The sequence below is a fragment of the Actinoplanes sp. NPDC020271 genome (genome assembly GCF_044388125.1).
Classification (GTDB): domain Bacteria; phylum Actinomycetota; class Actinomycetes; order Mycobacteriales; family Micromonosporaceae; genus Actinoplanes.
Map to the genome: position 1 here is coordinate 289459 of NZ_JBIRWQ010000001.1, position 19115 is coordinate 308573.

General features: G+C 69.5%; 16 protein-coding genes. 4 read left to right on the forward strand and 12 right to left on the reverse strand.

Features of this window, described 5'->3' with window-relative positions:
- Nucleotides 1-145: 145 nt before the first annotated feature.
- From ACH442_RS01265 to ACH442_RS01275, 3 genes are all read right to left on the reverse strand, one after another.
- Entirely contained in the window at nucleotides 146-1924 is a 1779-nt protein-coding gene (locus tag ACH442_RS01265) for a hypothetical protein (protein ID WP_396120544.1), read from the reverse strand.
- A gap of 135 nt (nucleotides 1925-2059) precedes the next feature.
- Entirely contained in the window at nucleotides 2060-2620 is a 561-nt protein-coding gene (locus ACH442_RS01270) for an MBL fold metallo-hydrolase (protein ID WP_396121012.1), read from the reverse strand.
- Nucleotides 2621-2685: 65 nt separating this feature from the next.
- A complete protein-coding gene (locus ACH442_RS01275; protein ID WP_396120545.1) occupies nucleotides 2686-3393 on the reverse strand; it encodes a maleylpyruvate isomerase family mycothiol-dependent enzyme in 708 nt (235 codons plus the stop codon).
- A 182-nt stretch (nucleotides 3394-3575) separates the two neighbouring features.
- Between ACH442_RS01275 and rsgA the strand changes: the two genes are divergently transcribed.
- Nucleotides 3576-4607, forward strand: coding sequence for a ribosome small subunit-dependent GTPase A (rsgA, locus tag ACH442_RS01280; protein WP_396120546.1), 1032 nt, complete (start codon nucleotides 3576-3578; stop codon nucleotides 4605-4607).
- Nucleotides 4608-4768: 161 nt separating this feature from the next.
- Here rsgA and ACH442_RS01285 read toward each other — a convergent pair whose 3' ends face one another.
- The 5 genes from ACH442_RS01285 to ACH442_RS01305 form a co-directional block, all read right to left on the reverse strand.
- Nucleotides 4769-5479 (reverse strand): hypothetical protein, encoded by a 711-nt coding sequence (locus ACH442_RS01285; protein ID WP_396120547.1) that lies wholly within the window; start codon nucleotides 5477-5479, stop codon nucleotides 4769-4771.
- 12 nt (nucleotides 5480-5491) lie between these two features.
- Nucleotides 5492-6004 carry a SigE family RNA polymerase sigma factor gene (locus tag ACH442_RS01290; protein ID WP_396120548.1) on the reverse strand — a complete coding sequence of 171 codons (513 nt, stop codon included), beginning with the start codon at nucleotides 6002-6004 and terminating at the stop codon, nucleotides 5492-5494.
- Nucleotides 6001-6780, reverse strand: coding sequence for an aspartate/glutamate racemase family protein (locus tag ACH442_RS01295; RefSeq protein ID WP_396120549.1), 780 nt, complete (start codon nucleotides 6778-6780; stop codon nucleotides 6001-6003). Before ACH442_RS01295 ends, ACH442_RS01290 begins: the two co-directional genes overlap by 4 nt.
- Nucleotides 6780-8276: an NCS1 family nucleobase:cation symporter-1 gene (locus ACH442_RS01300; protein WP_396120550.1), complete on the reverse strand. Its 1497-nt coding sequence runs from the start codon at nucleotides 8274-8276 to the stop codon at nucleotides 6780-6782. The genes ACH442_RS01295 and ACH442_RS01300 overlap by 1 nt, the downstream gene beginning before the upstream one ends.
- A 231-nt stretch (nucleotides 8277-8507) precedes the next feature.
- A complete protein-coding gene (locus tag ACH442_RS01305; RefSeq protein ID WP_396120551.1) occupies nucleotides 8508-9224 on the reverse strand; it encodes a GntR family transcriptional regulator in 717 nt (238 codons plus the stop codon).
- An 81-nt stretch (nucleotides 9225-9305) separates the two neighbouring features.
- Between ACH442_RS01305 and ACH442_RS01310 the strand changes: the two genes are divergently transcribed.
- Nucleotides 9306-9929, forward strand: coding sequence for an ATP-dependent Clp protease proteolytic subunit (locus ACH442_RS01310; RefSeq protein WP_396120552.1), 624 nt, complete (start codon nucleotides 9306-9308; stop codon nucleotides 9927-9929).
- 519 nt (nucleotides 9930-10448) lie between these two features.
- Here ACH442_RS01310 and ACH442_RS01315 read toward each other — a convergent pair.
- A complete protein-coding gene (locus tag ACH442_RS01315) occupies nucleotides 10449-10874 on the reverse strand; it encodes an uL11 family ribosomal protein (RefSeq protein ID WP_396120553.1) in 426 nt (141 codons plus the stop codon).
- Nucleotides 10875-11059: 185 nt separating this feature from the next.
- A complete protein-coding gene (locus ACH442_RS01320; protein ID WP_396120554.1) occupies nucleotides 11060-11863 on the reverse strand; it encodes a transglycosylase SLT domain-containing protein in 804 nt (267 codons plus the stop codon).
- 149 nt (nucleotides 11864-12012) lie between these two features.
- On the opposite strand from ACH442_RS01320, the gene typA reads away from it, so the two are divergent.
- A complete protein-coding gene (gene typA, locus ACH442_RS01325; protein WP_396120555.1) occupies nucleotides 12013-13875 on the forward strand; it encodes a translational GTPase TypA in 1863 nt (620 codons plus the stop codon).
- Between the two features lie 422 nt (nucleotides 13876-14297).
- Here the strand turns inward: typA and ACH442_RS01330 are convergent, their stop codons facing one another.
- The gene (locus tag ACH442_RS01330; protein WP_396120556.1) at nucleotides 14298-15299 is read right to left on the reverse strand and encodes a TerC family protein; all 1002 of its coding nucleotides are present in this window, start codon (nucleotides 15297-15299) and stop codon (nucleotides 14298-14300) included.
- A 496-nt stretch (nucleotides 15300-15795) separates the two neighbouring features.
- On the opposite strand from ACH442_RS01330, the gene ACH442_RS01335 reads away from it, so the two are divergent.
- Nucleotides 15796-16131: an antibiotic biosynthesis monooxygenase family protein gene (locus ACH442_RS01335; RefSeq protein WP_396120557.1), complete on the forward strand. Its 336-nt coding sequence runs from the start codon at nucleotides 15796-15798 to the stop codon at nucleotides 16129-16131.
- A gap of 769 nt (nucleotides 16132-16900) precedes the next feature.
- On the opposite strand, the gene uvrB is transcribed toward ACH442_RS01335, so the two are convergent.
- Nucleotides 16901-19003: an excinuclease ABC subunit UvrB gene (gene uvrB / locus ACH442_RS01340; protein WP_396120558.1), complete on the reverse strand. Its 2103-nt coding sequence runs from the start codon at nucleotides 19001-19003 to the stop codon at nucleotides 16901-16903.
- Nucleotides 19004-19115 lie beyond the last annotated feature (112 nt).

Below are 19115 nucleotides of genomic sequence, written 5' to 3' on the forward strand. Positions count from 1 at the left end.
ACGCCACGCAGACCCTAGCGAGGGGGTACGACATTTTTCGTCGGCCCAGACACAGCGCTTGTCACCTGGCGGACATTCCCGCAGAACGGACCGGGGAACCTCACTCCTGGGAGTGAGGTTCCCCGGTCCGATTCCGCGAGTGCGGTCACAGCACCCAGATGTAGACGCCACCGACCCGCTTCGGCGGCGCGTCCAGCGCGTCGGCCAGGAACGCCCGCAGCACCCGCTCGTTCTTCACGTTCGGCACCAGCACGATCACCGACGCCTTCCAGTACGCGAAGTCCTGCCGGATCCGCTGCCGATCGGCATCGGTCAGGAACGGCCGCTTCCCGCGCAGCTGAGCCTTGACGAGCAGGTCGTTGGTGTACGTGGCCGGCGCGCGCCACGACCCGGTGGTGTCCTCGGGCGGGTTGGCCGGGCCCATGAAGTAACCGCCGGGAGTGGCGTAGTCGAGGTTCGACAGGGTCGCCCAGCGCTGCCCGGTCCGCCCGTAGGTCACCTCGGGCAGCGGCACCGTCACGAGCGTCCGGCCCTCCGGCACGTACTGCTTCCAGGTCCCGGCGGAGATGAACGGCGGGATCGGCTCGTCCTGGACGACCGGCAGCGGCTTCGGGATCAGCGGGACCAGCGCGAGCGCCATGCCGATCCAGAACTTGCGGCGGCGCTCCGGCGCGTACTCCCGGATCCTGTCGGCGGCCAGCGCGAGCAGGATGCCGGCGATCGTGGCCGGGACCATCCCGAACCGGCTGACGCTCACCAGGTCGATCACCGGCAGGTGCTGGACCAGCGCGAACGGCAGCGGGATGGGGGTGCGGAAGCCGGCGAACTGCAGGGTCGGGCCGAGCGAGAAGACCAGCAGCACCAGCCCGGCGATCGAGGCGGCCCGGGCCGCCGCCGAGTGCCACAGCATCCGCATCGCCACGATGATCATGACAAGGCCGAACGGGCCGAAGAACAGGTTGTCCTCGGTCGCGCTCAGGCTCAGCCGGTTGGCGACCGGCTCGATGCCGGCCAGCGAGTCGCGGGAGAAGGTCGGCAGCGACAGCAGGTCCATGACGATGGCGTCCGGCGCGAACGGCTGGCCGTGGTAGTTGCCGCGGGCGAAGAACTGGTACCACAGCGGGTAGGCCAGCAGCGTGATCGCCAGCCCGGCGGCGACCGCCAGCCCGCCGGCGAAACGCTTGGCCACCTCGCGCGCCTCGGCCCGCCGCATGATCGCGTAGGCGATCACGAACGCCGTGAGCGTCAGCGCGATGAAGAGCAGCGTCTCCTCGTTGATGAAGATCTGCAGCACGATCAGCAGGCCGAGGATCAGGCCGCCGCGGACCGCCCGGCCCGGCTCGCGCAGCCGCAGCACCTGCCAGACGATGAACGGCACCAGGTACTGGTTGACGAAGTTCACGTGCCCGTTGGCGTGCGAGATCATCGCCGGCGCGAACCCGCACCAGGCGGCGCCGATCACCGCGGCCCACCGGTTGCGGACCAGGTGGCGGCGGAACAGCCAATACCAGGCGGCGGCGGTGCCGGCCAGGCCGAAGCTGATCAGGAAGACCACCGAGACACCGGCGCCGAAGAAGTGCGTGACGGGCGCCATCGGCAGGCTGAGCAGCAGGATCGCCGTGTTCGCCATCATGTTCACGCCGACCGGCGCGTTCAGGTGCGTCTCGTAGAACAGCGAGGCGCCGTCGAACACCACACGCTCGCCGTGCGCGAGCATGAAGAGGAAAATGCCGTGATCGTCCCGGTTACCGAACAGGACGTTGCTGTTCGGGTGAAGCCACAACCGGAGCATCACCCACCCGGCCAGGACCGCGAAGCTCAACAGCACCCAGAGGTCGAACCGCCTCCAGCCGCTGAACTCGTCTCGGACCTCGGGGACGACCGTCTCGTCCCGCTCCTGCACCTTTTCGTCCACCCCATGCACCGGGCGGATTCTGCCAGAGCGGTGCCAGCTTGTCCCAGAGCGCGGACGCCCCGCTGTCCGCATAAAACACCAGTTTCCCGTACGACGTGAGCGGGCTCACGCCGTACGCCGCATAGGTCTTGATCGTTTTGTTATTCACCAGCCCCGCGCACGCCACTCGGAAAGGTGTGGCCGCTCGGCGCCGAGGGTCGAATCCTTGCCGTGGCCCGGGTAGAAGACCGTGTCGTCGGGGAAACGGTCGAACAGCTTGCGCTCGACGTCCCCGATCAGCGACTCGAAGTTCTCCTTCACGCCGCGGGTGTTGCCGACGCCCCCGGGGAACAGGCTGTCGCCGGTGAACAGGTGCACCCGGCCCCGGCCCGGCTCCCGGTAGGCCAGGACCACCGACCCCGGGGTGTGCCCGACGACGTGGATCACCTCCAGGGTGTGCCCGGCCACCTCGATCCGGTCGCCGTCGTGCAGCTTGCGGGTCACCACCGGCAGCGGGCCGGCGTCGGCCGCGTGGACCAGCGACTCGGCGCCGGTCGCGGCCACCACCTCGGCCAGCGCGAACCAGTGGTCCTGGTGCTGGTGGGTGGTCACCACGGTCTGCAGGCCGACCTCGCCGATCAGGTCGAGCAGCACCGGGGCGTCGTTCGCGGCGTCGATCAGCAGCTGCTCGACCTCGTTGCCGAGCAGGTAGGCGTTGTTGTCCATCGGGCCGACCGACACCTTGGTCAGGGTGAGGCCGCCGCCGAGATCGCGCGTGTACTCCGGGGTTGTCACTTCCACCTCGCAGGCTGGGGGAGCTCGCCGTCGGGCGAGACGGTCAGATCGGTGCCGTCGGCGCGGCCGGCCAGCCACGCCGCGATCGACCGGGTCGGGCCGCCGATCACCGGGGCGGTCGCGCCCGGCGCACCGAGGGTGATCGAGTGATCCACCCCGGCCGGGTGCAGCACCATGGCCGGCGCCGACGCGGGCAGGTCACCGGCGATCTCGCGGAGCAGCCGCAGCGCGAACGCGTCCGACCAGTCGGCCGGGGTGTAGCCGCGACCCAGGTCGACGTGGTGCACCTCGACCTCGCGCAGCCGCGCCCACGGCACCACGGCCGCGGTCGGCACGATCGACGGATAGCGGAACGTCCAGGCGGCGGCCGGCATCGACGCGGCCGCGTCGGCGAACCGCTCGTGCGCGGCCCGCAGGTCGGCGAGCTGCTCGGCCAGTGGCCGGCCGGCGCCCGCCTCGATCGCCGCGTTGCGCGCCGCGGTGGACGCGTAGGCCGGGGTCTCCACCCCGGTCCGCGCCCAGACCAGCAGATTCGTGTACGCCTCGGCGTTGCGCGCGAGGTGGGTGAGCACATGCCCCACGGTCCACCCGGGCAGCGCGGACGGCTCGCCGATCACCGCGTCGTCCAGCGCCTGGGCGGCCCGCAGCAGATTCTCGGTGGCCTGCTCGACGTCGGTCATCAGAACCAGCGGATCGATCGTCACGGGACTGACACTAGCGCCCCGGAATTCACTTTCGCGGCGGTGAGCCGGACCGTACCGTCGGATTCCAAGACGCGCCGCCAGATCAGAACCCGCGGAGGAGGTGAGGCACGTGCTTGTCGTCGTTGTCGCGTCCCTTCACCCGGGGGCCTCCGCCCCCACTTCTCGACCGTAAAGGGTTCACCATGTCGTTCGACCTGTCCCAGCTCGGCTGGGACGAGACCTTCGCATCCTCGTTCCGTCCTTATGACCGCCCCGACACCGTCGCCGGGCGGGTCCTGCGCGCCGACCGCGGCATCAGCACGGTGCTCACCGCGGACGGCGTGACCCGCGCCGGCCTGGGCGGTAACGCGCTGCTCGAAGCCGCCCGCGACCCGTCCCGCCTACCCTGTTCCGGCGACTGGGTGGTGCTGCGCACCTGGCCCGACCGCCGGCTCACCCTCGAACTGGTGCTGCCCCGACGTACCACCCTGATCCGCCGCACCGCCGACAAGGACGCCTCCGGTCAGGTGCTCGCCGCGAACATGGACACCGTCGCGGTGGTCGAGCCGATCTTCCCCGAGCCGAACGACGCCCGCGTCGAACGGCTCCTCGCCCTCGCCTGGGAGTCCGGCGCCGATCCGGTGCTGGTGCTCACCAAGAGCGACACCACGAGAGATCCCGCGGCGGTGGCCCGGCAACTCGCCGCGCTCGCCCCGGACGTGCCGGTGATCCCGGTCAGCGTGCCGACCGGCGCCGGGCTGGACCGGCTCCGCGAACTGGTGGCGCCGGGGCGCACGCTGGCCCTGCTCGGCCGGTCCGGCGCCGGCAAGTCCACGCTCGCCAACGCCCTGGCCGGGACGGTGGTGATGCCCGTGCAGACGATCCGCGACGCGGACGGCAAAGGGCGGCACACCACGGCGTTCCGCAACCTGGTCACCGTTCCCGGCGGTGGCGGCGTGATCGACACGCCCGGCATCCGCGGGGTCGGTCTGCTCGACACCGAGTCCGGGCTGGACCGGGCGTTCGCCGACGTGACCGAACTCGCCGGGAACTGCCGCTTCGACAACTGCCGCCACGAGTCCGAGCCGGAATGCGCGGTGCAGGCCGCGCTCGCCGACGGCTCCCTCCCGCAGCGACGTCTGGTGAGCTGGCGCAAACTGCATCGCGAGGTGACGGTGGAGAGCCGGCGTCGCACGGTGCGCCTGGCCACGGCACCGCGCCGCCGCCAACGCTGAGGGTCAGAAGCCGCTTTCCCCGTACGGTGTGGGCCGCTCACGGCGGCGGGCCGCTCACGGCGTACGGGGAAATGGGGTTGATCGGAGTTGTCAAGCTTGATGCGCGCCGGATCCGGGCGATTGGCGCGCCCGGATCCGGTGTCTCCGTCGGTGTTACGAGGTCAGCCCCGGCCCTGCTTGGCGTTGGGGTTGACGTGGATGCCCGCGGCGAAGCCGGCAATGTCGGCCGGCGACCAGCCGACTCCGTCCCAGACCTGGATCTGCACGTTGATCCCGCTCGGCTGGGGCAGGTAGAGCGTGCGCCCGTCGGTGGAGCCCAGCTTCTTGACCAGGGTGCCGGTCAGGTCGCCGACCTTGAGTTTCTCGCCGGACGGCGTGCCCTGCTCGTCGACCGACTGCAGCATCACGACGACCTTGCCGACGAAGCTGTCGGGGTCGTCGTCGGCGACGTTGCCGAGCGGTTCGGCGCTGTTGCGCGGCTTGGCGCCTTTCGGGGCCAGTGTCAGTGCGGACTCGGAGATGCCCTGCACCTCCCAGCCGACCGGGACCTGGTCGATGGAGAAGCCGGCGGGCTGCTCCCCGGTGTAGGCGACCAGCGAGAAAGAGCTGGTCGTGGCCGTGCCGGCGGTCGCGGCGGGCCGGGTGCCGCCGGCCACCACGGGGGCGCTGCCGTTGCTGGGGCCGGAGGCGGTGGTGAAGGCGAAGGCCGCGGCGACGGCGGCGACCGCGAAGGCGGAGCCGGTGGCGCCCTGGAACAGCCGGCGGCGGCGCAGGGCGGAACGGCCGCGGGCCAGGTCGGCGTCGGCCTGAACAATGGTGGGTTCACCCGGCGACCCGGCGAGGTCGGCGAGATGGTCACGCAGATTTGTCATCGTCATGCTCTTTCAACGGTGGGCGAGCGAGGGGTTCTGGCCGATGACCACGCGGAGCCGGTCGAGGGCCCGGGCGGTCTGGCTCTTCACCGTTCCCTCGGAACATCCGAGGGCGTCGGCGGTGTCAGCGACGTCGAGGTCGTAGAAGTAGCGGAAGACCAGCGCCGCCCGCATCCGTGGGGGCAACTGCTTCAGGGCCGCGCGCAACCCTTCCGACGTCTCCCCGTCCCTCGCCGGTTCCGCCGCGGGCAGGTCGGGCACGTCTGCCATCGACTCCTCCCGCCGCCGCCACCAGCGCCGCCGCTCGTCGGTCAACGCGTTGACCATCACCCGGCGCAGGTAGCCATCCGGATTGTCCGCCCGCTGGAACGCCGGCCAGGCCACGTAGAGCTTGGTCAGGACCGACTGCACCAGGTCCTCCGCCAGATGGGCGTCGCCCGCCGTGAGGAGGGTGGCGGTGCGCACCAGGCCGGATCTCCGGGACACCACGAAGCGGTGGAACTGCTCGTCGCGCTCGCTTCTCACGAGTCCTCCTTCGCTGTCACACCTCCCTGACGACTCCCGTCGGCGCCGGGTTGCATGAACGCGGTGAGGATCCCGGAATAGGCCTTCACCGGCGGCGGAGCGTACTCATCCCGCTTCGACGTGCGCAATCCCAGCGTGACCAGCGACTGGACCAGCAGGGTGGCGGCGGCGACACCGTCGATGACCGGGACGCCGACGGCCGCGGACACCTCGGCGCAGAAACCGGCCATCCCGGCGCAGCCGAGCACGATCACGTCGGAGCCGTCGTGGTCCAGGGCCTGCCGGGCCAGCGCGGCGACGCGGGTCACCGCCGCCGGGTCGCTCTCCAGAGCGAGGACGGGGATGTCACACGCCCAGACACCCCGGCAGGCGCCCGCCGGGGCATGGCGAGAAGCAAGATCAAGAGCCCTTCCGCGCGTACGGGCAAGGCTCGTGACCACGCTGAACCCGCGCCCGACGAGCGTGGCCGCATGCATCGCGGCCTCGGCGATGCCCACCACCGGGCCGGCGGCGACCTCCCGGGCCGCGTCCACACCCGGGTCCCCGAAGCAGGCCACGACGTAACCGTCCACGCCGTCCCGCTCCCCCGCGGTGACCGCCGCCAGCAGCCCCGGCACCGCCAGCGCCTCGTCGTAGTGGCTCTCGATCGACGCAGGCCCCATCGTCGCGGTGACCCCTTCGACGACGACGCCCGGGCCGGCGACGGCCCGGGCGCTCGCCTCGATCAACCCGGTCATCGACGCCGTGGTGTTGGGGTTGACGACCCTGATCAGCATCAGTCCGGCTTCCGGGCCGTTCCCAGGTAGACCAGGAAGCCCAGACCGCAGCCGATGAACCAGCTGTACTGCGCGATCGTGTGCATGTGCGGCCCACCGGTCCACAGCACCGGGATCACCGCGACGACCGCACCGATCGCGGTCGCGAGGATCGCGGGCGGGTGGTAGCCCTTCCGGTAGTGGTACCGGCCCTCGGGCGACATCGTGAACATCGCGTCCACGTCGACCACCTGCCGGCGGATCAGGTAGTAGTCGGCGATCAGCACCCCGAAGAGCGGACCGATGAAGGCGCCCAGCGTCTCCAGCGTGTAGTGGATGACATCCGGGTTGTTGTAGAGGTTCCACGGCGTGATCAGCACCGAGCCGACCGCCGCGATCATGCCGCCGGCCCGCCAGGAGATGCGCTGCGGGCTGACGTTGGAGAAGTCGAACGCCGGCGAGATGAAGTTCGCGACGATGTTGATGCCGATCGTGGCGATCGTGAACGTCAGCGCGCCGAGGACGATCGCGAACGTGCTGTCGATCCGGGCCACGGTGGCCACCGGGTCGGTGATCAGCTCGCCGAAGACCGGGATGGTGAGGCTGGCCGTGACCACGGTCAGGATCGAGAACATCAGGAAGTTGACCGGGAGGCCGAGGAGGTTCCCGCGCTTCACCGCGCTGAACGACCGGCCGTACCGGGAGAAGTCCCCGAAGTTGAGCATCGGCCCGGAGAAGTAGGACACCACGAGCGCGATCGCGCCCAGCATGATCGGGATCGCGTCGAGGCCGTGATACTTCACCTCGCCCAGGTTCAGGTCGATCGCGCCCCAGCCGGCCTTCGCGATCAGGTAACCGGTGAGGGCGAACATCACCACGTAGACGGCCGGGCCGCAGAAGTCGATGAACTTGCGGATCGCCTCCATGCCGGTCCAGAACACCGCCGCCTGCAGCACCCAGAGCAGCGCGTAGGTGCACCAGCCCAGCGCCGGCAGGCCGAGGAACCCGTGCTGGTCGACGTCGGCCCACGGGGCCAGGCCCGGCCAGATCTTCAGGACGACGACGTCGAGGGCGGCCGAGGCGAGATACGTCTGGATGCCGTACCAGGCGACCGCGATCGACCCGCGGATGATCGCCGGCACGTTCGCCCCGAGCACCCCGAACGCGGCGCGGTTGATCACCGGATAGGGAACGCCGGTGACCTGGCTCGGCTTGGCCACCAGATTGCAGAAGAAGTAGACGATCGTGATGCCCACGACCAGCGAGACCAGCACCTGCCAGCTCGACAGGCCGAGCGCGAACAGGCTGCCGGCGGTCACGTACCCGCCGACGCTGTGCACGTCGGACATCCAGAACGCGAAGATGTTGTACGAACCCCACGTCTGCTTGCGCAGCGGCGCGAGGTCCTCGTTGGTCAGTCGCGGATCGTAGTCAGGTTTGATGACGCCGCTGCCGACCGGCATGCCGGCGGCTTCGACCAGGTCCTCGTGCGCCTTGCTGGAGAGCGTGTCGGCCATGCGAACACGCTAGGAACCAGGTGTTTCACGTCGATGTGCGGAACTGTATATCTTCAGTGGTCCCACTTCTGGTTGCTGTTCCCGGAAGCACTCCCAGATCTGCGCGATCACGCCGTTGGCCGCGCCGAGTCCGGGATGTCCACGCACTTGTCGGCCCAGCCGCTGGTCAGGTCGTACGAGGTGTCGTAGTCGAACTGAGACTCCGTGCTCCCACCCGTGGGCAGTGGGAAATCAGTCTCCGTCGGCGAAGAGTCCGGTGCGCTGGGGCAATGCGGAGATGAACCCTTGCAGACGGTGATGATGACCGGCGCACGCCCGCGCCAGCCCGTCCGCGTCCCGGCGCAGGAACGCGGCCAGCATCCCGGCGTGATCCGAGTGCAGCAACTCCCGCTCCGGCGCCGACAGCTGAGACATCGGGCGCAGCGGCTCGGTCATGTTCCACGCCGACTCGAGCATGTGCAGCAGGCGGCGCATCCGGCACGCGCCGATCAGCGCGAGGTGGAAACGACGGCTCTCGACGTGATAAGCCGTGCCCCCGTCGTCGGTCTCGATCGCCGCGTCCAGCGCCCGCAACGCGGCCCGGGCCAGCCGATCGTCCTCGGCGGTGGCCCGGGCGACCGCCGCACGCAGCGCCGCCGACTCCAAAGCCTCCCGGACCAGGTAGATCTCACCGAACTCACCGGCGGTCATCATCGCCACGCGGTAGCCGCCGTTCGGCCGATGATCCACGAGCCCCTCGGCGATCAGGGTCATCAGCGCCTCACGCACCGGGATCCGGCTCACCCCGAACGCCGCCGCCACCGCGTCCACCGGGATCGCGGAACCGGGCGGGACCTCGCCGTACAGGATGATCGCCCGGAGATCGTCGACGATCGCGCTCCGGACACTGCCGGCCGGGCGGTCGGCCAGACGCGCCAGCAGCACGGATCGGCGGCGAGGTCCGGGCATGTGCGGACCCTAGCCGCTCCCGGTTATCGGCAGATTTCGCGCGTACGCTGGCGGCAGAGGCTGTGATCAGCGGAGGCGCCCGTGAATCTGCGACATGACCCGTCCCGGTGGGGTTTTCCACCCCAGCAGCCACACCTGCCGTTCGACCTGCCACCGGGCGGGCCGACGTTCCCCGGCTGGCTCGAGGAGCGGCTCTTCGACCAGCGCATCGTGATGCTGCGCGGTCAGCTGACCACCGAGGCGTCGACCTCGATCTCGGCGGCGCTGCTGACCCTGGACGCGGCCGGTCAGGCACCGATCCAGCTGCACGTGGCCTGCCCCGGCGGTGACCTCAGCGCCGCCCTGGCCGTCGTCGACGTGATCGACGCGCTGGTCTCGCCGGTCCATTCCCTGGTCACCGCGGAAGCCGGCGGCGCGGCCCTGGCCGTCCTCGCCGCAGCCGACCGCCGGGCGGCGTACCGGCACGCGCGCTTCAAACTCACCGAACCTCGCGCGGCCGGCGTCACCGGCACCGCCGACGAGGTCGCGGCCGCCGCCGGTCAGCACCTGCGTGAGCTGGAAGAAGTCGTGGTCCGCCTGGCCGAGGTCACCGGCAAGCCGCGCAGCCGCGTCGAGGACGACCTCTCCGCCGGCCGTTCCCTCAGCGCCGCCGAAGCCCTCGACTACGGCCTCCTCGACGAGGTGGTAACCCCCAAGGCCCGCTGACCAGTCACCCCGGCAGCGGGCACACCGCCCCGCCGGGCCGGCCCCGGCCAACGCGCACGGTGGTGATCGGGGACGCGCCGCCGGTCGCACCACGCCCCCACCCACGCCGCCCGCAAGCATCTGCCCACACCGGCCCGTAGCGCCTCGCGCTCTTCCGGCCGGTTCTCGCCCTTGTCATTCCGCCCCTCATGACCACGGTGAGAACCAGCCGGAGGAATGGGGCGCGCTGCTGCCCGGACCACCGCGGGGCCGCGGGCTCCGAGCAGCCGGGGCTGCGCGGGTGCTCAAGTGCGTGGACGGGTTTTGTGCTCTGAGCGGGACCACCCACGGACGCCGCCCTTGCGGGCTGAGCGTTCAGGGGCGCCCCGCGCCCCTGCTCGGCCCGGAAGGGTCCCCGCGGGAGCGACGATCGGGACCACAGCGGAGACAGGCAATCGAGAATTTGATCTTGCAGAAAAAGTCGGGAGGAACGGGAACGGCCCCGAGCCGAAGCCCGGGGCCGTTCTCAGAAGCGCTGGGTCAGGACGCGACCTTGACGCCCATCGACCGCGCGGTGCCGGCCACGATCTTGATGGCGGCGTCCAGGTCGTTCGCGTTGAGGTCGGGCAGCTTGCGCTCCGCGATCTCCTTGACCTGGGTCGCGCTGAGCGTGCCCACGTTCTGGGTCAGCGGGTTCGACGCGCCGGACTGGATCCCCAGGGTCTTGCGGATGAGGAAGCTGGTCGGCGGGGTCTTGTAGGCCAGCGTGTGGCTACGGTCCTCGTAGACCGACACGATGACCGGGATGATCTCGCCCCGGTTCTTCGACGTGGCCTCGTCGTACTCCACCTTGACGGCACGCATGTTGGCACCGGTCGGGCCGAGCATCTTACCGAGGTCGACCATCGCGGCGTTACCCGCCTCAAGTGCGAGGGTTACCTCATGGGTCTTCTTCTTGGGAGGCATCGGGTAAGGCTCCTTAGGGTGAGCTGCGGGCCGAGACAAACGCAGCTCGCCAGCATCAACGACACACGACAACCCCGAGACTCTACTACTGCCGTGACTAGAGGGTCAAAACGACTGGCACGCGGGGTCTCGGGTCCGCTGACCAGTGTAGCTCGCGGCCCCGGCCGACCCGGGACCGCCCCGGATCAGTAGCTGTCGCAGAAGCAGGACGTCATCAGCGAGCGCACCGAGTCGACGTACCCGGGGTTCGGCAGTTTCTTGGTCTTCAGGTTGGCAAGCACGTCGGCCGGGCCGAACTGGTAGGCCGAGATGACCAGGTTGAGCAGGCACCACGAGCTGTGCGTCTTGCACTTGCTCGCGCTCAGGTCGAACGTCTTGTCGTTGTTGAACGCCTTCTGTGACATGTACCGCGTCAGCCAGGCCAGGTAGTTCGCGCCGGCCGTCGCGTTCTGCTGGTAGTTCGTGACGTTGTAGCTCAGCCCGAACCGGCTGTTGATCATGTCGACGGTGTCCGGCATCAGCTGCATCAGGCCCTGACCGCCGTCACAGTTGAAGACGTTGGTCTGCCAGCCGCTCTCGTGCCAGGCGATCGCCTTGACCAGCGGATAGTTCAGCTTCAGCTGCGGCGCCTCGTTGGTCCAGTAGATCTTGCCGGCCGCCGTCTTCAGCGCCGCCCTCACCTTGGACTTGGCGACCGCGGTGCCCTTGGTCGTGGAGCAGGCCGACACCTCGAAGTTGTTCGTCGGGCCGGTCGGCGTCGGCTTCGTCGTCGGCTTCTTCGACGGCGTGGTCCTCGACGGCGCCGGCGACGGGGTCGTCTCCTCCGGCTCCGGAGTCGTCTCCTCCGGCGTGGGCGACTCCTCCGCCGGGGTGGGCGCGGCCGCCACCGGCGCGGAGCCGTACGTCTTGTCGTCACCACCGCCGCCGAGCAGGCCGCAACCGGCCGTCATCATGAGCGTGGCCGCCACTGCCAGTAACCGGATCTTCATCGACGAACCTTTCCCCGTGCTCGCATCGATGACGAACGTTAACAGTGGCTGATCACTTTGCGGTGACCGGCAAATCGCCCAAACAATCCCAAGATTCCGGACTTGACCCCGTGTCACGAACGGCAACCTGAACCGGGGACAATAGAGGCATGCAGACCCGCACCGACCTCCGTAATGTCGCCATCATCGCTCACGTCGACCATGGCAAAACCACCCTGGTCGACGCCATGCTCCGACAGGGCGGTCAGTCCCACGCACGTGGAGAGATGGCCGAGCGTGCCATGGACTCCATGGACCTGGAGCGGGAAAAGGGCATCACCATTCTCGCCAAGAACACCGCGATCAGCTACCAGCCGGCCGAGGGCGACCCGGTCGTCATCAACATCATCGACACTCCCGGTCACGCCGACTTCGGCGGTGAGGTGGAGCGCGGCCTGACCATGGTCGACGGCGTGGTGCTGCTGGTCGACGCGTCCGAGGGCCCGCTGCCGCAGACCCGGTTCGTGCTGCGCAAGGCGCTGTCGGCCAAGCTCCCGATCATCCTGGTGATCAACAAGGTGGACCGGCCGGACGCGCGGATCAAGGAGGTCGTGGACGACACGTACGCGCTCTTCTTCGACCTGGACGCGGACGAGGACCAGATCGAGTTCCCGATCGTCTACGCCTGCGCCCGCGACGGCATCGCCTCGCTGAACCAGCCGGCCGACGGCGCCGTCCCGGCCGACAGCGCCGACCTGGAGCCGCTGTTCTCCACGATCCTGAACACCATCCCGGCCCCGACCTACCACGAGGACGCGCCGCTGCAGGCGCACGTCGTCAACCTGGACGCGTCGCCGTTCCTCGGCCGCCTGGCGCTCTGCCGGGTGCGCGAGGGCTGGATCCGCAAGGGCCAGACCGTCGCCTGGTGCAAGACCGACGGCACGATCGCCAACGTGCGGATCTCCGAGCTGCTGATCACCGAGGGCCTGGAGCGCAAGCCGGCCGAGAAGGCCGGCCCGGGCGACATCATGGCCGTCGCCGGCATCCCGGAGATCATGATCGGTGAGACCCTCGCCGACGCGGAGAACCCGATCCCGCTGCCGCTGATCACCGTCGACGAGCCGGCCATCTCGATGGTCATCGGCACCAACACCTCGCCGCTGGTCGGCAAGGTCAAGGGCGCCAAGGTCACCGCCCGCATGGTCAAGGACCGGCTGGACAAGGAGCTGATCGGCAACGTCTCGCTCCGCGTCCTGAACACCGACCGCCCCGACGCGTGGGAGGTCCAGGGCCGTGGTGAGCTCGCCCTCGCCATCCTGGTCGAGCAGATGCGCCGCGAGTCCTACGAGCTGACCGTCGGCAAGCCGCAGGTCGTCACCAAGGTGATCGACGGCAAGGTGCACGAGCCGGTCGAGCGCCTGACCATCGACGCCCCCGACGAGTACATGGGCGCGATCACCACGCTGCTGGCCACCCGCAAGGGCCGGATGGAGCACCTGACCAACCACGGCACCGGCTGGCTGCGGATGGAGTGGCTGGTCCCGGCCCGTGGCCTGATCGGCTTCCGGACCGAGTTCCTCACCGAGACCCGCGGCACCGGCATCATGCACCACCTCTACGAGGCGCACGAGCCGTGGTTCGGCGAGCTCCGCACCCGGCAGAACGGTTCGCTCGTGGCCGACCGCGCCGGTGCGGTCACCCCGTTCGCGATGATCAACATCCAGGAGCGCGGTCAGCTCTTCGTCGAGCCGACCACCGAGGTGTACGAGGGCATGATCGTCGGGGAGAACTCCCGCGAGGACGACATGGACGTCAACATCACCAAGGAGAAGAAGCTCACCAACATGCGCGCCGCCAGCGCGGACAACACCGAGAAGGTGATCCCGCCGCGCAAGCTGTCGCTGGAGCAGTCCCTCGAGTTCTGCCGCGAGGACGAGTGTGTCGAGGTCACGCCGACCTCGATCCGCATCCGCAAGGTCGTTCTCGACCAGAACGCTCGCGGCCGCGCCGCTGCGCGTCGCAAGCACCAGTAATCACTCGCGGTCGCTGATTCGCCCTCGCTTTCCCGGCGGGGGCGTTTCTCATTTCCCGGGTACGTCCTCGGCCGGTCCCCGGCTCGGGGCGCGTGGCCCCCGGCCCTGCTCAGGCCTCGGCCGCGCCCACTGTTCCGGCTGGTTCTGAGCGTGGTTGTTCGTGCCTCATGACCACGCTCAGAATCAGCCGGAACCTCGCGCCGCGCACACGGCCTCCCGCGCCGCGCACACGGCCTCCCGGGTCGAGAGCACAGCCTCCCGCGCCGCGCACACGGCCTTCGGCGCCGCGCGCGGTGCCGACCGGGCCGCGCGCACGGTGTTGCCCCGGATCGTGATCAACGCCGAGGAACGGGCGAGCCCGGGCGGCATGGGCCACCCGGGCTCGGTGCTGACGACGTACCGGACAAGCGGTTCTGCGGGTTTCAGCGGCCGGCGGAGACCAGTTCCCTCTTACGCTCCCGGGCGGACTTGGCCAGGCTTGCGACCGTGGCGATGCCGAGCGTGCCGAGGATCACCAGCAGCGACAACCAGATCGGGATCTCCGGCGCCCAGTGCAGGCCCTGACCTCCGTTGACGAACGGCAGGCTGTTCGTGTGCAGCGCCTCGAGGAAGAGCTTGACGCCGATGAAGGCGAGCACGACGGCGAGGCCGACGTTCAGGTAGACGAGGCGCTCCAGCAGGCCGCCGAGCAGGAAGTACAGCTGCCGCAGGCCCATCAGCGCGAAGACGTTCGCGGTGAAGACCAGGTACGGCTCCTTGGTGATCCCGAAGATGGCGGGGATCGAGTCCAGCGCGAAGATCAGGTCGGTCGTCCCGATCGCGATCATCACGATCAGCATCGGGGTGAAGAGCCGCTTGCCGGCCGCGGTGACCACCCGGAACTGCCCGTCCCCGAACGACGACGAGAGCGGCAGCGCCCGTTTCGCCCAGCGGATCAGCACGTTCTCCTTGAAGTCCTCCTCGTCGTTCTCGCCACCCTTGACCAGCGTCACAGCGGTGTACACCAGGAACGCGCCGAAGATGTAGAACACCCAGGAGAACTGCGAGATCAGCGCCGCGCCGGCAGCGATGAACGCGCCCCGCATGACCAGCGCCAGCACGATGCCGATCAGCAGCACCTTCTGCTGATAGCGCCGGGGGACCGCGAACCGGCCCATGATGATGACGAAGACGAACAGGTTGTCGACACTCAACGAGTACTCAGTGAGCCAGCCGGTGTAGAACTCACCCGCGGACCGGCCACCGGCGACGGCCCAGACCCCCACCCCGAAGAGCAGCGCAAGCCCGACGTAGAAGGCCACCCAGCCACCGGCCTCTTTCATGGTCGGCTCGTGCGGCCGCCGCCCGATGATCAACAGATCGACGGCGAGGACGGCCACCAGCGCCACCAACGTGGCGAGCCAAACCCAGGCTGAAACGTTCAACGCGAACCTCCGGCAGACACGATGCGCCGCTGCGCTCTTTGCAGAAAAAGCGCAGTGACGTGCGACTGTCGGAGGTCTCTTCCGCCGCTCACGCGACCCCCGGCCCCGGGTTCACATCGGCTGGTCAGCCAGCCGAGTGTTCCGTGTTGACGAGACCGGGGCGGGGGAATACTCCCCTCCCACACAACCATTGTTGCGCATCCACACCCCGATCGGCACACCGGGCGGCGAAGAGTGGCCCGATTCGCTGCTCAAACCACTCAGGGCGGGCATTACCGGTACGTAAGTGCGGGGCCATCCTGTCGTAACCTGTGCGCGGCCGGACAAGTGGCCCACTACCAGGGACTTCGCGATCTCGCCGACGTCGATGGAGCCGCCGTGACCGCGGCCGGGGTGCAACGACCGGAAGGCCCCGCTGCCCGTTTCACTCACGTCACCGTCGGTCGCGGGCATCCTAGTAAGCTAGCCATCTGGTGCGTATGGGACGCTTGCGGGCATGATCCTCGAAGTCACGCTAATCGACATCCTGCCCGGACGAGAGGACGACTTCGTCGCCGCTTACCAGCTCGCCCGTCCGCTGATCGCGGGCGCCGAGGGCTGCCGTGGCCTGCGGTTGAAGCGTGGCACCGACATGTCGACCCGGTTCGCGCTGCTGGTCGAGTGGGACTCCATGGAGGCGCAGGACCACAACTTCCGCCGCACCGAGCGCAACGCCCAGTGGCGGGCGTCGATCGCGGCGACGCTGGCCAAGCCGCCGCTCGCCGAATACTTCACCGACCTGCCCGCCAACGGCAGCCGGCCCGACCCCGACCACGACTTCTTCGCCGGCTGATCCACCCGGCGGCCTTCCCTCGCACGGGCGGCGGTCCCACGCCGGGCAGTCCGATCGAGCGCCCGGGCAGGACCGGGCCGGTCCCGCAGGGGCGGCGGCACCAGGCCGGCAGGTCGGATCGACGCGCCCGGGCAGGACCGGGCCGGTCCCGCAGGGGCGGCGGCACCAGGCCGGCAGGTCGGATCGACGCGCCCGAGCAGCACCGAGCCGGCCTCGCACGGACGGCGACACCACGCCGGCAGGTCGGATTCACGCGCCCGGGCAGGACCGGGCCGGCCTCGCACGGACGGCGCAACAGGGACTATCCTGGTACGTGCGGGTCCGGGAAGTGATCTGTCCGAAGTGCCGGCTCGAGGGGATCGCCGGCCGCGCTGGATATCAGAGTCGCCCCCATTTGTCCTCCCGGACCCGCACCAAACCAACCGACCCGCTCGCGGCGACGCGGCAGCCCGGCGTGAAACAGCCACCCGTCCGTGCGCAGCCCGGCCGGATCCCGCACGCAGCCGACACCGCAGCCGCCGGCCCCCGCGCACAGCCCCGCCGGACTTCCCGCGAAGTCCACGCCGCAATCCCGCCGGGCCCCGCGCACAAGTCGACGCCGCAATCCCAGCCGGGGCCCGCGCACGAGGCGACGCCGCAGCCCAGCCGGGGCCCGCGCACAAGTCGACGCCGCAATCCCAGCCGGGGCCCGCGCACGAGGCGACGGCCGCAGCCCAGCCGGCTCACCCCGCGCACGAGGCGAGCCGCCCGGCCCACGTCACCGCCGCCTCTACTTCACCCCGGCGGCGTCCATCCCCCGCAGCTCCTTCTTCAGCTCGCCGATCTCGTCCCGGATCCGGGCCGCGAGCTCGAACTGCAGCTCCCGCGCCGCCCCCAGCATCTGGTCGTTCAGATCCTGGATGAGCTGCGCCAGCTCGGCCCGGGCCATGCCTTCGCGCGCCGGCCCGGTCGCACCGCGGGCCTTGGACCGTGTCTCCGGCACGGGTGCCTTGCCCCGCGACATCTGGCGGCCGGCCCCACCCACCATGGCGTCGGTGTCCTCGGCATCGCGGTAGATGTCGTCCAGGATGTCGTGGATCTTCTTCCGGAGGGCCTGCGGCACGATTCCGTTCGCCTCGTTGTGGGCGATCTGTTTGGCGCGGCGCCGATCCGTCTCCTCGATCGCGTCCCGCATCGACGGCGTGATCTTGTCCGCATACATGTGGACCTCGCCGGACACGTTTCGCGCGGCGCGGCCGATCGTCTGGATCAGTGACCGCCCGCTGCGCAGGAAGCCTTCCTTGTCCGCGTCGAGGATCGCGACCAGTGACACCTCGGGCAGGTCGAGGCCCTCACGCAGCAGGTTGATGCCGACCAGGACGTCGTAGTCCCCCTTGCGCAGTTCCTTGAGCAGCTCGACCCGGCGCAGCGTGTCCACCTCGGAGTGCAGGTAGCGCACCCGGATCCCGTTCTCCAACAGGTAGTCGGTGAGATCCTCGGCCATCTTCTTGGTCAGCGTGGTGACCAGGACGCGCTCGTCCTTCTCGGTCCGCAGCTTGATCTCGTGCATCAGGTCGTCGATCTGGCCCTTGGTCGGTTTCACCACCACCTGCGGGTCGACCAGGCCGGTCGGGCGGATCACCTGCTCGACGAACTCGCCCTGGGTCCGCTCCATCTCCCAGTTGCCCGGGGTCGCGGAGAGGAAGACCATCTGGCCGACCCGCTCGAGGAACTCGTCCCACCGGAGCGGCCGGTTGTCGGCGGCGCTGGGCAGCCGGAAGCCGTGCTCGATCAGGATCCGTTTCCGCGAGGCGTCGCCCTCATACATCCCGCCGATCTGCGGGACCGTGACGTGCGACTCGTCGATGACCGTGACGAAATCGTCCGGGAAGTAGTCCAGCAACGTGTACGCCGGCTCGCCGGGCTGCCGGCCGTCCATGTGCATCGAGTAGTTCTCGATGCCGTTGCAGAAGCCGACCTGGCGCATCATCTCGATGTCGTAGGTCGTGCGCATCCGCAGCCGCTGTGCCTCCAGCAGCTTGCCCTGCCGCTCCAGCTCGGCGAGCCGCTCGCCCAGCTCGGCCTCGATGTCGCGGATCGCCCGCTCCATCCGCTCCGGGCCGGCCACGTAGTGCGTGGCCGGGAAGATGATCAGCTCGTCGACCTCGCGGACCACCTCGCCGGTGAGCGGGTGCAGGTAGTAGAGCTTCTCCACCTCGTCGCCGAAGAGCTCGACCCGGACGGCCAGCTCCTCGTAGGCCGGGATGATCTCCAGCGTGTCGCCGCGGACCCGGAACGTGCCGCGCTGGAAGGCGACGTCGTTCCGCGCATATTGAATGTCGACCAGGCGGCGCAGCAGCTTGTCACGGTCGATCTCGCCGCCGACCTTCACCTTGACCGCGCGCTCGATGTACTCCTGCGGGGTGCCCAGGCCGTAGATCGCGCTGACCGTGGCCACGACGATCGTGTCGCGCCTGGTCAGCAGCGACATGGTGGCCGAGTGCCGCAGCCGCTCGACCTCCTCGTTGACCGACGAGTCCTTCTCGATGTAGGTGTCGGTCTGGGCGATATACGCCTCGGGCTGGTAGTAGTCGTAGTAACTGACGAAGTATTCGACGGCGTTGTTCGGCAGCAGCTCGCGGAACTCCTTGGCGAGCTGGGCGCAGAGCGTCTTGTTCGGCGCAAGGACCAGCGCGGGCCGTTGCAACCGCTCGATCAGCCAGGCCGTGGTCGCGCTCTTACCGGTGCCGGTGGCGCCGAGCAGCACGGTGTGCCGGTCGCCGGCACGGACGCGCCGCTCCAGCTCGTCGATCGCCGCGGGCTGGTCACCGGCCGGCTTGTAGTCACTGATGACCTCGAAGCGGCCGTCGAGTCGTGGGATGTCGAGCGCCATGCCCACCACCGTACGTCGGGGGTATGACAAGTTCCGGCAACGCCATCCACGGCCTGACCGGGTCCCGTGCCGATGGTGCACATTCGGCCGCGCCCAGCGCCATTGTCGGGTC